Source organism: Poseidonibacter parvus (genome assembly GCF_001956695.1).
GTDB lineage: Bacteria > Campylobacterota > Campylobacteria > Campylobacterales > Arcobacteraceae > Poseidonibacter > Poseidonibacter parvus.
The window spans coordinates 1,325,208-1,338,417 of the sequence record NZ_CP019070.1; the positions used below are offsets into that span (position 1 = coordinate 1,325,208).

Sequence of the window (13,210 nt, forward strand, 5' to 3'; positions counted from 1 at the left end):
ATGAAAAAAACAATACTTTTAATTTTAATCTTTATTTCTTTCTCTTTTGCATCTTATGAAAAGATAAAAATAGGGAAAATAGATAATTACTACCAAAATAAAATAAATAAACAAGAAATACGTAATATGCTAAATGAGATAGAATATCTCTTTGAATCAAATCTTGATATGAATATTTTTGATTACTCACAAGATGGTAAACCAATTGATATATTATATGTACCTGCTTCAAAACTTGAACAAAGAATAGAAAGAAAAAAAGAAAGAATTGAATTAAAAAGAAAGAAAATAGAAAATATTCAAGCTTCTTTACCTGCTAAACTAGAAAAAATAAATATCAAAAAAAGATATATACAAGAAGATGGCAATATTGTAAATAAAAAAATCAAAGCTTTAAATGCTTATGTAAGTGAAGTAAATAAACAAAAAAAGTTCCCAAAAGATGAACTTGACAGAATTAAAAATTATATAAAACTAGAAAAAAGTAAAATTAAAAAACAGAGTAATAAAGTAAAAAGAGATGAGAGAAAACTAAAGTCCGATTTAAACTTTTATAATCAAAAAATTAGATTACAAAATAGTTTAATTCGTGAGTATAATAGATTAAATAATGAATTAGAAAGAATAAGCAGAAGTTTTAGAAAAGTAAAAGGCAATACAATTGGTCAAAGACAAGTTACTACAAAAGTTTTTTATCAAAAAGGTAAAAGAGTAAAAGAAAAGAATATTAAAAATATTATGAATAAAATTGAAGTTTATGGTTTTGAAAGTAAAAATGAATTAAAAGTGATTTTAGCTCATGAAATAGCACATTTAGTTGGAATTCCTCATATAAATGTAAAAGATGCATTGATGAATCCAATTTTACAAAAAAGTCAGATTAAGCAATTATCTTTAACACAAAGTGATATTAGAAACTTTAAGAAAAATTTCTAATACTTCTTTCTACTTATATAATTACTTCACCATTTGGTATTTTTCTTAAATCATCAATTTGAAAACATGCATTTGCAATATTTCTAGGACTTACATCTTTAAATTCTGAGACAATTTTATGAATTGTTTTCATTTCATCTGCATCAAAAATTGATTCATCGAACTCTTCTTCCATTTTAATAAACTTTAATTCAACAAATTTCTTTCTCTCAACAAGTTCAATATCAAGGTAATCAAGTAGTTCTTGAATAAAATATAATCTTTCATCTTCTTCATCTAAATCTTCATTGTTTGCAATTACATCAAATAATTCACCAAGAAGAACAGGTTCTGGATTTCTTGAATTTTTTATAAATTCTTCATTGAATATTTTTTTATCACAAAACTTAAGATGATTGTACTCCATTAGGAAAAGCATAATTGATAGTTTTTTATCATTTAAATGCTCAACTTTTTTATGTAACATATATAAAATTACATTTGCTACTTTTGTCATATCTACGTTCAAATAACTTCCTTTTTATTAGTATTGGGATTATATAATATTATGCATAAATATTTGTTTTATTGGCATTTAAGTTTATTAATATAAAGTACGATTTTAAAAGGAATTTAATGAATTGGTTAGCACATGCATTTTTATCAGAAAATCATATTGATTTTCAAATTGGCAATATTTTAGCAGATCCATTAAAAGCTAAAACATGGGAAAATGCAAGCTCACAAATGATAAGTGGTATGAAAACCCATGTTCAAATCGACTCCTTTACAGATTCACATGAAATTGTAAAATTAAGTAAAAAAAGATTAAGAGAAAAAGGTTTACTAAAGCCTGTTATTATTGATTTAACTTATGATTATTTACTTACTAAAAATTGGGATCTGTATTCAAAGGTTTCAATACAAGAGTTTACTAATAATTTTTATATTAAAGCAAATAAAAGCTTAGATTATTTACCTTCAAAAGCTCATACAATTGTTACAAACTTAATTAACAAAGATTTATTAAATAAATATCATACTTTAGAGCAGTTAAACAGTTCATTTAAAAGAATGGATTTAAGACTGTCTGAGCGTTTACTAAAAAGAGAAACTGCCTCTGGATATTTTTATGATGTTCATATAAATATCGAAGATTTAGAAAAAGATTTTTTAGAGTTCTTCCCTTTATTGTGTGAAGATGTAAGAAAAGATTTAGATAATAAAAAACTAAATCATTGGAAGATTTAATTTTTTACTAATTCAAGAGGTATTTTTATAACTGCTTTATAAACCAGCTCTTTTTGAGTTGTTTTTATACAAGGTTGATGAGCATCACTTGGATAAAATATTGCTAATTCTTTTTCTTTAATTAAAAGCTTAGATATATCATTTTCTTTGCCTTCATACTTTATAAAATCTGTTTTATCATCGTACTCTTTTATGACTTTTAACGATTCAATACAACTTACATCCATGTACTCATCACCTTTTACCATGAACTGAACATCAACATACTTTCTATGAGATTCAAAAAAACAATCACTTCTTTCTTTTGTAGTATAAGCTTGTTTAAGAACAAAAATATCTTCACTTAACATCTCTTTTATACATTCATTTTCATCGATTGTTTCAAAATCATCACTGATATTTTGTAAATAATCAAAAGCTATTTGAAAAGCTTTATTATTTATTTGTTTTTTTACTTCTTCTAATTTTCCAAAAATTGCCATGTTTTAACCTTTGTGATTTGATACTGTTGATGGGATTGTATTTCCACTTGCTTGTTTACTTAAAGCTTGAGGATGTTTTTTATAAAAAGTTCTAACTTCATTTGCTAGTTTTTCTTTTGTTTTGCTATCAATTTTTCCTTCATCATTTATAACTTTTACTAAATTAGAAACTAATTCATCTTGTGGTTTTTCTGCATTTTTTTCCCATGATTTTAGTAAGTCTTTATTAATAAAAGAAGGTAGTGAACCCATTATTCCAATATCATTTTGACTATGAACTAAAAGCCCTGAAGTTGTACCCCTATCAAGTGTTAAAACCTGAAATAAGTATAAAGTATGATAATCAAGCTGTTTTTGAATATCTTCAGAACTTATTTCTTTTCTTGTTTCAAAAGCATTTGTAATAATATTTATATATGTGTCAATAATGCCTTCTCCAAAATTATTTGCAAAATTAAAATCATCCTCTTTTTTTGATGATTTATAGTTTTCTAAATAAAAATGAGAAATACCTCTATGTCGATTTAAAGCAGGAATATTAAAATACTTATCGCCTTGCTTTATTCCTTCTTCAAAGTTATCTTGAGAAAGTTCTTTTAAGGATTTTTCAAATATTTCTTTATCTTCAATATTATTAATACTTGGATTTAAATCAGCCATAACTCTCCAATAAGAATCATTTCCTCTAGTTTGTGTCAAAGAAATATGAATATGAATCGAAGGAACATTTGGATTTTTTGGATGAATTATCGTAGAAATTGCAGTTGCACTTTGAAGTTTTTTACTTTCATCTTCATCATAATGAACTTGAGAAACATTTACACTAGCAGTGTTAAAAAGTGTTTTGTCACTTGCTTCAAATCTATTCCCTCCACCATGAACTCCTTCATCTCTTAGCCATATAACTTCATCAAATTTTTTATCTTCACCTATTAATTTACTTAAATTGTCAAGTTTTTTTACAAATCTATTTTGTAAAGATGTAACTAAACTCAAAGCTTTAATTGCATCTTGTGATTTTGCTTTTATCATATTTTATTTCTCTTTTTTCTTGAACTTTATTTTATGAAGAAATTATATATAAATTAACTTAATTGAGTACACTTGTAATGTATAATTACGCGAAATATTAATATAACTGGAATTATTTGATGATAGAATTTATAAAACAATTACCAAAAGCGGAGCTACATTTACATATTGAAGGCTCATTAGAACCTGAACTTATGTTCAAACTTTCAAGAAGAAACAATATTGAAATACCTTACAAAACAATTGATGATATTAAAAAAGCATATAACTTTACTTCTTTACAAAGCTTTTTAGATATTTATTACGCAGGTGCAAAAGTACTTATACATAAGCAAGATTTCTATGATTTAACTTGGGATTATGTTCTAAAATGTGTTGAGAATAATATTGTTCATACAGAAATATTTTTTGATCCTCAAACACATACACATAGAGGAATTGAGTTTAAAACAATTATTGAAGGAATACAAGAAGCTTTAAATGATGCAAAAGAAAAGTTTGGAATCACATCTGCAATTATTATGTGTTTTTTAAGACACTTAGACCAAGAAGATGCTTTAAAAACTTTAAATCAAGCCTTAGAATATAAAAAATATATATTAGGAGTTGGGCTTGATTCTTCAGAACTAGGAAATCCTCCTTCAAAATTTGAAGAAGTATTTAAAAAAGCAAAAGAAAAAGGCTTTAAACTTGTAGCTCATGCAGGAGAAGAGGCTGATGTTTCATATATTTTTGAAGCACTTGATATTTTAAGTATCCAAAGAATTGATCATGGAGTACAATCTTATAAATCAGATGAATTAATGCAAAGATTAAAAAAAGAGCAAATACCTTTAACTGTTTGTCCTAATTCAAATATTGAACTAAAAGTATTTGAAAATTATTCTCAACATAATATAAAAAAGCTTTTAGATTATGATTTAAATGTTACAGTTAATTCTGATGACCCTTCCTATTTTAAAGGTTATTTAAATCAAAACTTTATTAATCTATATGAGAACTTAGACATTAGTGAAGAAGATATTATAAAGCTAATTAAAAACTCTTTTAATTCATCTTTTATATCTGAAAGCTTAAAAAAACAGTATATAAACAAACTAGAAGAAACAATAAAAAAACAAAAGTAAAAGGAAATATATGGAAAATATTTTAAACTATATAGAAATAAATGAATTAATTTCGACATCAGGACAGCCAAGTGTTGAACAGTTTAAACAAATAGCAGACAATGATTTTGAAGTTGTAATAAATCTAGCTTTACATAATGCTTCAAATGCAATAGAAAATGAAGATAAAATAGTAACAGATTTAAATATGGCATATTTTCATATTCCTGTAGATTTTGAAAATCCAAAAGCCTCAGATGTAAAACTATTTTTAAATACCTTACAAGCCTTAGGCTCAAACAAAGTTTGGGTTCATTGTGCTTTAAATTATCGTGTTAGTGCATTTATGTATATTTACCATAAATATGTTCTAAAAACTCCTTTTGATGATATTGATATTTCATTGTTTGAGCAGTGGTCACCAGATGTAACTTGGCAAGAAATTATAAAAATATCTTATGATGAAATAAAAAATGCTTAAAGCTAGTCTTATCTTAGCTTTTGATAATATAAAAGCAATAAAATTCAGGAATAAGATAATTTGAAAATAGAAACAAAAACGCAAGAATTTAATCAACCTTTACATTTAGAAAGTGGACGAATCTTAGAAAAATATCAAATAAGATACGAAACTTACGGAGAATTAAATGAAGATAAATCAAATGTAATTGTAATTTGTCATGCACTAGCAGGTTCACATCATGCAGCTGGAAGGTATGGAGATGAAGCGAAACCGGGTTGGTGGGATAAATTTATTGGTGATGGAAAAGTAATTGATACACAAAAATACTTTGTAATTTGTTCAAATAATCTTGGAAGTACTTTTGGTTCTACTAATGCATTAAGTATTGACCCTTCGACTAAAAAAGAGTACAGATTAAAATTCCCAATTTTAACAATTTCTGATATTGTAAAGGCACAAATGAATTTGTATGAAAAATTAGGTATCAAAAAAGCTGTTGCAGTTATTGGTGGTTCTATGGGTGGAATGCAAGCACTTTGTTATTCTATTGAATATCCAGAGTTTACAGATACTGTAATTGCTCTTGCAACAACAGCATATACAAGACCTTGGGCAATTGCAATTAATAAAATTGCAATAGAAGCAATAAGACATGACCCAGCTTTCAAAAATGGTCTTTATGAAAAAGAAGATTTAGAAGCACGAGGTTTACCAGGCTTGGCAATTGGAAGAATGGCAGGATTAATTGCATATTTATCTCCAACTTTATTCAATAATAAATTTGGAAGAGAATACAGCAGAACTGATGGTTTATATGAATTATTTGGAAGCTTTGAAGTTGAGAGATACTTAGAATACAATGCATATAGCTTCCCAAAAATATTTGATCCTCTATCATATCTTTATATATGTAAAACAATGAATATTTTTGATGCAGGAAGAAATAAAGATAAATTAGAAGACTCATTTGATAAGTTAAAATGTAACTTACATTTAATTGCATTTAAAGATGATATGCTATTTTTTCCAGAAGAAATGGAAGAAATAAGAGATATTATGATTAAACTTGGACGTGAAGAGCAAGTAACTTATAAATTAATTGATAGTAAATCAGGTCATGATTCATTTTTAGTTGAAGTTGATAAATTTGAACAACACGTAAAAAATATATTAGAAGGAAAATAATGAGTAAAGAAAACGAAAAATTAATTTTTGAAGATAAAATATTAGAAGCAAAACAGCTTTTAGAAAAACTGTCAAATCCTCAAATAACATTAAGTGATTCAATTGAAGTTTATAAAAACGGAATCAAAGAATTAGAAGAAGCACAAAAACTTCTAGATGAAGCAAAACTAATTTTTACAGTACAAGAAAAGAACTAAACAAAAGGTAAAGACGTAATAACTCTATCAAAAGAAATAATCAAAATATTAGAAGAAGATTTTACTTCAATAACTTTAGAAAAAGTAACTGTTCGGAATTTCCGAACAACTCAAAAGTAATAATATGATTGTTTTAAATTGTATATATCTGTAGTTATAGTTGAAAACATAATGTAATTACAAATATATAGGAATTATGTTTTTAATATGAAAAAGGTCAAAAAACTTTAAAGTAAATCTGCTATTATTATAAAAATATATAATAAAAATAAACTATACTTATTTACTAAGGAATAAAATATGAGTGAAATACATGAATTTTTTAATAGACAAATAAAGCTTTGGGGCGAAGAAACACAAGACTCACTTCAAGATAAAAAAGTAGCAATTATAGGAAGTGGTGGGCTTGGATGTTCACTTGCTATTGCACTTGGAGCTTCTGGAATAGGGGAGTTTGCACTTGTAGATTTTGATGATGTAGGTGTTCATAATATTCATAGACAAATTGGTTTTAAAGTTGGTGACGATGGAAAGTATAAAGCTGAAGTTTTAAAAGAACTTGTTGAATCAAGATGTCCATATACAAAAGCTACAGCTTATGTTGAAGGTTTTGAAGATTTTGCAAAGAGAGGTTTGAAGTTTGATTTAGTAATTGATGCAACGGATAATCTTCCAACAAGAGCAGCTATAAATGAATATTGTATGAAAAACAAACAGCCGTGGATTTATGGTTCAGTAGAAGAGTTCCATGGTCAAGTTTGTTTCTTTGAAAATGCTTCTTATGAAGCAGTTTTTCAAATAAGTGATAGAAAACCAAATGGAATTGCTTGTCCAATTGTAATGCATATTGCATCACTTCAAGCAAATCTTGCAATTAGACATTTAACAGGACTTCCTATAAAAAAAGATATTTTATATTATCTTTCATTTGATAGTGAAGGTGTGCTTGACACAAAAAGATTTAATCTACCAAAATCTTAATATAAAAAGCATCTTTTTTGATGCTTTTTTACTTACAAAATAATTTGTATAATAATTATACTTTTTAATTTTCACATAACCGAATTTTAAGCACTTTAAAGATATAATCTCCAAATTTATAAAAATATATGTGGGGAATTTTTATGCCAAAAAGAGAAGATATAAAATCGATATTACTTATTGGGTCTGGACCAATTGTTATTGGTCAAGCATGTGAGTTTGATTACTCAGGTACTCAAGCTACTAAAACACTAAAAGAATTAGGTTATAGAGTTGTTTTAATTAATTCAAATCCAGCTACTATTATGACTGATCCAGAATTTGCTGACAAAACTTATATAGAACCAATCACTGAAGATATGGTTGCAAAAATTATCAAAAAAGAAAATATTGATGCAATACTTCCTACTATGGGTGGGCAAACTGCACTTAATGTTGCTACATCTATGTATGATAAAGGTATGTTAGAAGGAGTTCAATTCCTTGGAGCTCATCCTGATGCAATTAAAAAAGGTGAAGATAGACAACTTTTTAATGAGGCAATGATTAAAATTGGTATGGATTTACCAAAAAGTGCAAATGCTTATACTGTTGAAGAAGCAATGATCGAAGCTAAAAAAATCGGTTTTCCAGTTATTTCAAGAGCATCATTTACACTAGCTGGTGGTGGTTCTGGTGTTGCTTATAATATGGAAGAGTTTAAAGCCTTAGCTGAAGCTGGAATTGATGCTTCTCCTATTAATGAAATTGAAATCATGGAATCAATGCTAGGTTGGAAAGAATATGAAATGGAAGTTATCAGAGATACTAAAGATAACTGTATTATTGTATGTTCTATTGAAAATTTAGACCCTATGGGTGTTCATACAGGTGATTCAACTACAATTGCTCCTGCACTTACACTTACTGATAAAGAATACCAAGATATGAGAAATGCATCTTTTGCAATTTTAAGAGAAATTGGTGTTGATACTGGTGGTTCAAATGTTCAGTTCTCAATTTGTCCAAATACAGGAAGAATGATTGTAATTGAAATGAACCCAAGAGTTTCAAGATCTTCTGCACTTGCATCAAAAGCAACTGGTTACCCAATTGCAAAAGTTGCAACACTTTTAGCTGTTGGATTTACACTAGATGAAATTGAAAATGATATTACAGGTACAACTGCATCATTTGAACCTGTAATTGATTATATTGTTACAAAAATCCCACGATTTACTTTTGAAAAATTCCCTAAAGCTGATTCTACTTTAACAACTGGTATGAAATCTGTTGGTGAAGTTATGTCAATGGGAAGAACTTTTAATGAATCTATTCAAAAAGCACTTTGTTCTTTAGAAACTGGTCTTACTGGTTTTGATGTAATTTCTACTGATTTAGAATTAATCAAAAAAGAAATTAGACGTCCAAACTGTGATAGATTACAGTATTTAATGGATGGTATGAGACAAGGTTTAACAAATGATGAAATCTTTGATTTATGTAAAGTTGATCCATGGTTCTTAACTAAATTTAGAGAAATGTATAATATTGAAAAATCAATGGATGCATCTATTTTAGAAAATGAAGAAGCTTTAAGAAATGCAAAAACAAATGGTTTCTCAGACACAATGATTGCAAAACTTATTTCTAAAACAGAAGAAGATGTATACCAAGCAAGAAAAGCTTTAGATATAAACTTTGAATACAACGAAGTTGATACTTGTGCTGCTGAGTTTAAAGCATTAACTCCATATCTTTACTCTACAACTAATATTACAAAATTACCAAAAGTTGAAAAACCAGAATCGTCTGATAAAAAAGTTATGATTATTGGTGGAGGACCAAATAGAATTGGTCAAGGTATTGAGTTTGATTATTGTTGTGTACATGCATCATTTGCGTTAAATGAAATGGGTATTAAAACTATTATGTATAACTGTAATCCTGAAACTGTTTCTACAGATTACGATACATCAGATATTTTATACTTCGAACCAATTGATTTTGAACATGTTCGATCAGTAATTGAAACGGAAAACCCAGATGGTGTTATTGTTCATTTTGGTGGACAAACTCCATTAAAATTAGCAAATGCTTTAACAGATATTGGTGCTAAAATTATTGGTACTACAGCTGAAGTTATTGATTTAGCAGAAGATAGAAAAAAATTCTCTAAATTTGTTGATCAAGTTGGATTATTACAACCAGAAAATGGAACAGCAGTTGAAGTTACAGAAGCAATTGAAATTGCAGAAAAAATTGGATATCCAGTATTAGTTCGACCTTCATTTGTACTTGGTGGAAGAGGAATGAGAATTGTTTACTCAACTACAGAATTAAAGCAATATATGGACGCAGCTGTTTCTGTATCAAATGATGCACCAGTTTTAATTGATAAATTCTTAGATAGAGCAATTGAGCTTGACGTTGATTGTATTTGTGATGGAAAAGAAGTTTATATTGGTGGAATTATGCAACATATTGAAGAAGCAGGAGTTCACTCAGGTGATTCAGCTTGTTCTTTACCTCCAATTTCTATTTCAGATGAATTAATCAAAGAATTAGAAGAAAAAACAAAAGCAATGGCATTAGGACTTGGTGTTGTTGGTTTAATGAATACACAATACGCAATTCACAAAGGTCAAATTTATTTAATTGAAGTAAATCCAAGAGCTTCTAGAACAGTTCCATTTGTATCAAAAGCAACAGGAATGCCACTTGCAAAAGTTGCAACTAGAGTTATGTGGGGTGAGAGCTTAAGAAATGCACTTGATACTTATAATTCTGATTTAATCTGGGAAGATAATGGTGTATTAAAACCAATTTTAAAAGATCATGTTGCTGTTAAAGAAGCAGTATTTCCATTTAATAAATTAAGTGGTTCAGATATGATTTTAACACCTGAAATGAAATCAACTGGTGAAGTTATGGGTATTTCTGATAGCTTTGGTGAGTCTTATGCAAAAGCGCAAAGTGCTGCTAAAAATGATTTACCAACATCAGGAAAAGTATTTATCTCTTTATGTGATTTAGATAAAGAGTTCGCACCAAAAATTGCTTCTGGTTTAGTAGATCAAGGTTTTACAGTTGTTGCAACTGGTGGAACACATAAAGCTATTAGTGATGCTGGAATTACTTGTGAAAAAGTACTTAAAATTTCTGAAGGTAGACCTAATATTACAGATTCTATTACAAATGGTGAAATTGCATTAGCATTTAATACATCAGATGGAAAAGAATCATCAAAAGATGATGGTAAAAATATTAGACGAGCTGTATTAAAAGAAAATGTACCTTATGTTACAACAGCTGCTGCTGCACTTGCTTGTGTTGAAGCTATGTCTGTATTAAACAAAAAAGATGGATTAGGTGTTAAATCAATCCAAGAGTTTCTTAACGACTAATATTATAAAGATAAACTAATATGGATTCATCACTAGTTTATCTAGTTCAAACTGATACAACTGTTGGCTTCTCATCTTCAAACCATGAAAAGCTTTCAGATGTAAAGCAAAGACCAAGAAGTAAAAAAATACTTCATACGGTTGACTCTTTTAAAACTCTACAAAAACATACACGAATTCCTAAAAAATATAGAAAAGAAGTACGACGAGCATCTTTAACTACATATATTTACCCAAATCAAAAATCTTTTAGAGTAATAAATAAAAACAGTTCTTTTTATGAGTTTATACATAAGTTTGGTATTCTTTATTCCACTTCTGCAAATAAAACTGGTAAAAATTTTGAATATAACTTCGCAAAAGAACATTCTGATATAATAATAGAAGACAAAAATAATTTTTTTGAGTCCTCCGCTTCAAAAATTATTAAAATAACTAAGAGTACTAAATATACTATTAGATAGTATATTTAAAAATTAATTTCTAGTTATTTTGTACTAGTATATCTCCTTATGTATTTTTATAGATAAGAAATAATTAAGTATTTAAAGAATATGATAAAGAATATACTTAAATAAGGAAGGTTAATAATGTTTTTGTACAGAGAAAAAGAAATTAGTCTTTTAAAAGAAGACTTTAATAAACCTCGGTCTAGTATGAATTTCATTTTTGGAAGAAGAAGAGTTGGAAAAACTTCTTTAATAAATGAATATGTAAGAAATAAACAGACATTACACTTAGTTTGCTTTGAAACTATGAGTTCTTTATTAATAAAAGAGTTTCAAAAAAATATTAATACTTTTTTTAATATTGATGAAACGATTAATACTAAAACTTTTGAAGAATTATTTGCTTACTTATCAGAAATGAAAATTGATTCAAAAACAATTATTGTTTTTGAAAATATTCAAGAGCTTATAAAAATAGATAAAGATTTTTTGATTAATTTAAATAATTATTGGAATAAATATCTTAGTAAAATGAATATTCAACTAATAATTACTTCTTCACTTTTACCAAATGATTTTGATAATTTACTAATTTCAAAAAAAGTAGATAATAAAATTAAACTAAAATCATTAAGCTTTAATGTAATAAAAGAATATTTTCCAAACTTAGATAAAAATGAAACAATGTACTTATTTACAGCATTTGGAACTAACCCTGAATACCTTAAGTTATACGATGTCAAGAAAGATTTTATTTCAAATATTAAAAATACCTGTTTAAGTTTTGATGCATCATTATATAATGAAGGTATGAATATTATCAAGAAAGATTTAGGTGAAGCAGCTACGTATTGTTCAATATTATATGCTATTTCAATAGGTAATAATAAAATTGGTGACATAGCTGATTGTTTAAACCTGAAATCTTCATATCTTACAAGATATATGCAAAAACTTTTAGATTTGATGTTAATAAACAAAGTAGTACCTTTAACTCAAACAGCAAATAAAAGTAAATTTGGAAGATATGAAATTGAAGATAATTTCTTAAAGTTTTGGTTTTGTTATGTGTATACTAATATAAATAGTATCAATTCAAACAATATAAATAATGTAATTAGTTATATAGAACAAGACTTTTCTAAAAGACTTGTATCCTCTGCATATAAAAAATATTTTTATGAATTATTGGAAGATGAAAATTCACAATTTTTTAATTATGAACCTATAAAAATTGGTTCTTGGTGGAATAATAAAGATATTGAATTTGATTTTGTAGCTTATGATTCAAAAACTATCACTTTTATTGATTGTAAATGGGATAAAAACGAAGGCATTGAAAATGATTATAAAAAGCTAGAAATCAAAGCTCAAGAATTTGATACACAATTAGAAAGAAAATATGAAATATTCTAAAATCTATTAATATGAAACTATAATTTCATATTTAATAGTATATTTCTAACTTTTTAAGCAACTATAAACAAAAAGTAAATTATAATCTCTCTCTTAAAATGACCCTGTCGTCTAGCGGCCAAGGACCTTAGGATTTCCTCCTAATGACGAAAGTTCGAATCTTTCTGGGGTCGCCACTGTACAATACTTCAAATAATGATAAACAATTAATGGAATGTAATGTGCTTTACAAGTTTATTGAAAACACTCAATTCAAAAAAGAAAAGAAAATAAACATCTACTCAATATTTTTTTAGTATTTTTTTGCTATTATCTAGTAACTTATACTAAATAATACGGATATACTA

Annotated in this window: 13 protein-coding genes and 1 tRNA gene; 11 read left to right on the plus strand and 3 right to left on the minus strand. The window is 26.9% G+C overall.

Annotated elements, in window-relative coordinates; translation table 11 throughout:
* Positions 1–936 carry a matrixin family metalloprotease gene (locus tag LPB137_RS06630; RefSeq protein WP_076086055.1) on the plus strand — a complete coding sequence of 312 codons (936 nt, stop codon included), beginning with the start codon at positions 1–3 and terminating at the stop codon, positions 934–936.
* 13 nt (positions 937–949) lie between these two features.
* Here the strand turns inward: LPB137_RS06630 and LPB137_RS06635 are convergent, their stop codons facing one another.
* Positions 950–1,444 carry a type II toxin-antitoxin system antitoxin SocA domain-containing protein gene (locus LPB137_RS06635; RefSeq protein ID WP_076086058.1) on the minus strand — a complete coding sequence of 165 codons (495 nt, stop codon included), beginning with the start codon at positions 1,442–1,444 and terminating at the stop codon, positions 950–952.
* Positions 1,445–1,551: 107 nt separating this feature from the next.
* Between LPB137_RS06635 and LPB137_RS06640 the strand changes: the two genes are divergently transcribed.
* Positions 1,552–2,166, plus strand: a complete 615-nt coding sequence (locus tag LPB137_RS06640) for an acyl carrier protein phosphodiesterase (protein WP_076086061.1) — start codon at positions 1,552–1,554, stop codon at positions 2,164–2,166.
* Here LPB137_RS06640 and LPB137_RS06645 read toward each other — a convergent pair.
* Both LPB137_RS06645 and LPB137_RS06650 read right to left on the minus strand, forming a co-directional pair.
* Positions 2,163–2,648: a NanQ anomerase/TabA/YiaL family protein gene (locus LPB137_RS06645; RefSeq protein WP_076086064.1), complete on the minus strand. Its 486-nt coding sequence runs from the start codon at positions 2,646–2,648 to the stop codon at positions 2,163–2,165. The two genes, LPB137_RS06640 and LPB137_RS06645, sit on opposite strands and share 4 nt — an antisense overlap.
* Positions 2,649–2,651: 3 nt before the next feature.
* Positions 2,652–3,680 carry a coproporphyrinogen III oxidase gene (locus tag LPB137_RS06650; RefSeq protein WP_076086067.1) on the minus strand — a complete coding sequence of 343 codons (1,029 nt, stop codon included), beginning with the start codon at positions 3,678–3,680 and terminating at the stop codon, positions 2,652–2,654.
* 119 nt (positions 3,681–3,799) lie between these two features.
* On the opposite strand from LPB137_RS06650, the gene LPB137_RS06655 reads away from it, so the two are divergent.
* From LPB137_RS06655 to LPB137_RS14200, 9 genes are all read left to right on the plus strand, one after another.
* Positions 3,800–4,807: an adenosine deaminase gene (locus LPB137_RS06655; protein ID WP_076086070.1), complete on the plus strand. Its 1,008-nt coding sequence runs from the start codon at positions 3,800–3,802 to the stop codon at positions 4,805–4,807.
* A gap of 10 nt (positions 4,808–4,817) precedes the next feature.
* Positions 4,818–5,267: a protein tyrosine phosphatase family protein gene (locus LPB137_RS06660; RefSeq protein WP_076086073.1), complete on the plus strand. Its 450-nt coding sequence runs from the start codon at positions 4,818–4,820 to the stop codon at positions 5,265–5,267.
* A 60-nt stretch (positions 5,268–5,327) separates the two neighbouring features.
* Complete coding sequence (gene metX / locus LPB137_RS06665) at positions 5,328–6,434, plus strand: homoserine O-acetyltransferase MetX (RefSeq protein ID WP_076086076.1); 1,107 nt, start codon at positions 5,328–5,330, stop codon at positions 6,432–6,434.
* On the plus strand, positions 6,434–6,631 hold the full coding sequence (gene xseB / locus LPB137_RS06670; RefSeq protein WP_076086079.1) for an exodeoxyribonuclease VII small subunit: 198 nt from the start codon (positions 6,434–6,436) through the stop codon (positions 6,629–6,631). Before metX ends, xseB begins: the two co-directional genes overlap by 1 nt.
* A 300-nt stretch (positions 6,632–6,931) precedes the next feature.
* Positions 6,932–7,612 (plus strand): HesA/MoeB/ThiF family protein, encoded by a 681-nt coding sequence (locus LPB137_RS06675; RefSeq protein WP_172802470.1) that lies wholly within the window; start codon positions 6,932–6,934, stop codon positions 7,610–7,612.
* 143 nt (positions 7,613–7,755) lie between these two features.
* Positions 7,756–10,998 carry a carbamoyl-phosphate synthase large subunit gene (gene carB, locus LPB137_RS06680; protein ID WP_076089263.1) on the plus strand — a complete coding sequence of 1,081 codons (3,243 nt, stop codon included), beginning with the start codon at positions 7,756–7,758 and terminating at the stop codon, positions 10,996–10,998.
* Positions 10,999–11,018: 20 nt separating this feature from the next.
* Positions 11,019–11,462: a Sua5 YciO YrdC YwlC family protein gene (locus LPB137_RS06685; protein ID WP_076086082.1), complete on the plus strand. Its 444-nt coding sequence runs from the start codon at positions 11,019–11,021 to the stop codon at positions 11,460–11,462.
* Between the two features lie 126 nt (positions 11,463–11,588).
* Entirely contained in the window at positions 11,589–12,863 is a 1,275-nt protein-coding gene (locus tag LPB137_RS06690; protein WP_076086085.1) for an ATP-binding protein, read from the plus strand.
* A gap of 100 nt (positions 12,864–12,963) precedes the next feature.
* Positions 12,964–13,039, plus strand: a tRNA-Glu gene (locus tag LPB137_RS14200).
* Positions 13,040–13,210 lie beyond the last annotated feature (171 nt).

Excerpts from the sequence above, each read along its gene's own strand:
- LPB137_RS06690 (WP_076086085.1), top strand. The coding sequence starts at position 11,589 with ATGTTTTTGTACAGAGAAAAAGAAATTAGTCTTTTAAAAGAAGACTTT.
- LPB137_RS06655 (WP_076086070.1), top strand. The coding sequence starts at position 3,800 with ATGATAGAATTTATAAAACAATTACCAAAAGCGGAGCTACATTTACAT.
- LPB137_RS06675 (WP_172802470.1), top strand. The coding sequence starts at position 6,932 with ATGAGTGAAATACATGAATTTTTTAATAGACAAATAAAGCTTTGGGGC.
- LPB137_RS06660 (WP_076086073.1), top strand. The coding sequence starts at position 4,818 with ATGGAAAATATTTTAAACTATATAGAAATAAATGAATTAATTTCGACA.
- LPB137_RS06645 (WP_076086064.1), bottom strand. The coding sequence starts at position 2,648 with ATGGCAATTTTTGGAAAATTAGAAGAAGTAAAAAAACAAATAAATAAT.
- LPB137_RS06640 (WP_076086061.1), top strand. The coding sequence starts at position 1,552 with ATGAATTGGTTAGCACATGCATTTTTATCAGAAAATCATATTGATTTT.
- LPB137_RS06650 (WP_076086067.1), bottom strand. The coding sequence starts at position 3,680 with ATGATAAAAGCAAAATCACAAGATGCAATTAAAGCTTTGAGTTTAGTT.
- LPB137_RS06630 (WP_076086055.1), top strand. The coding sequence starts at position 1 with ATGAAAAAAACAATACTTTTAATTTTAATCTTTATTTCTTTCTCTTTT.
- xseB (WP_076086079.1), top strand. The coding sequence starts at position 6,434 with ATGAGTAAAGAAAACGAAAAATTAATTTTTGAAGATAAAATATTAGAA.
- carB (WP_076089263.1), top strand. The coding sequence starts at position 7,756 with ATGCCAAAAAGAGAAGATATAAAATCGATATTACTTATTGGGTCTGGA.
- LPB137_RS06685 (WP_076086082.1), top strand. The coding sequence starts at position 11,019 with ATGGATTCATCACTAGTTTATCTAGTTCAAACTGATACAACTGTTGGC.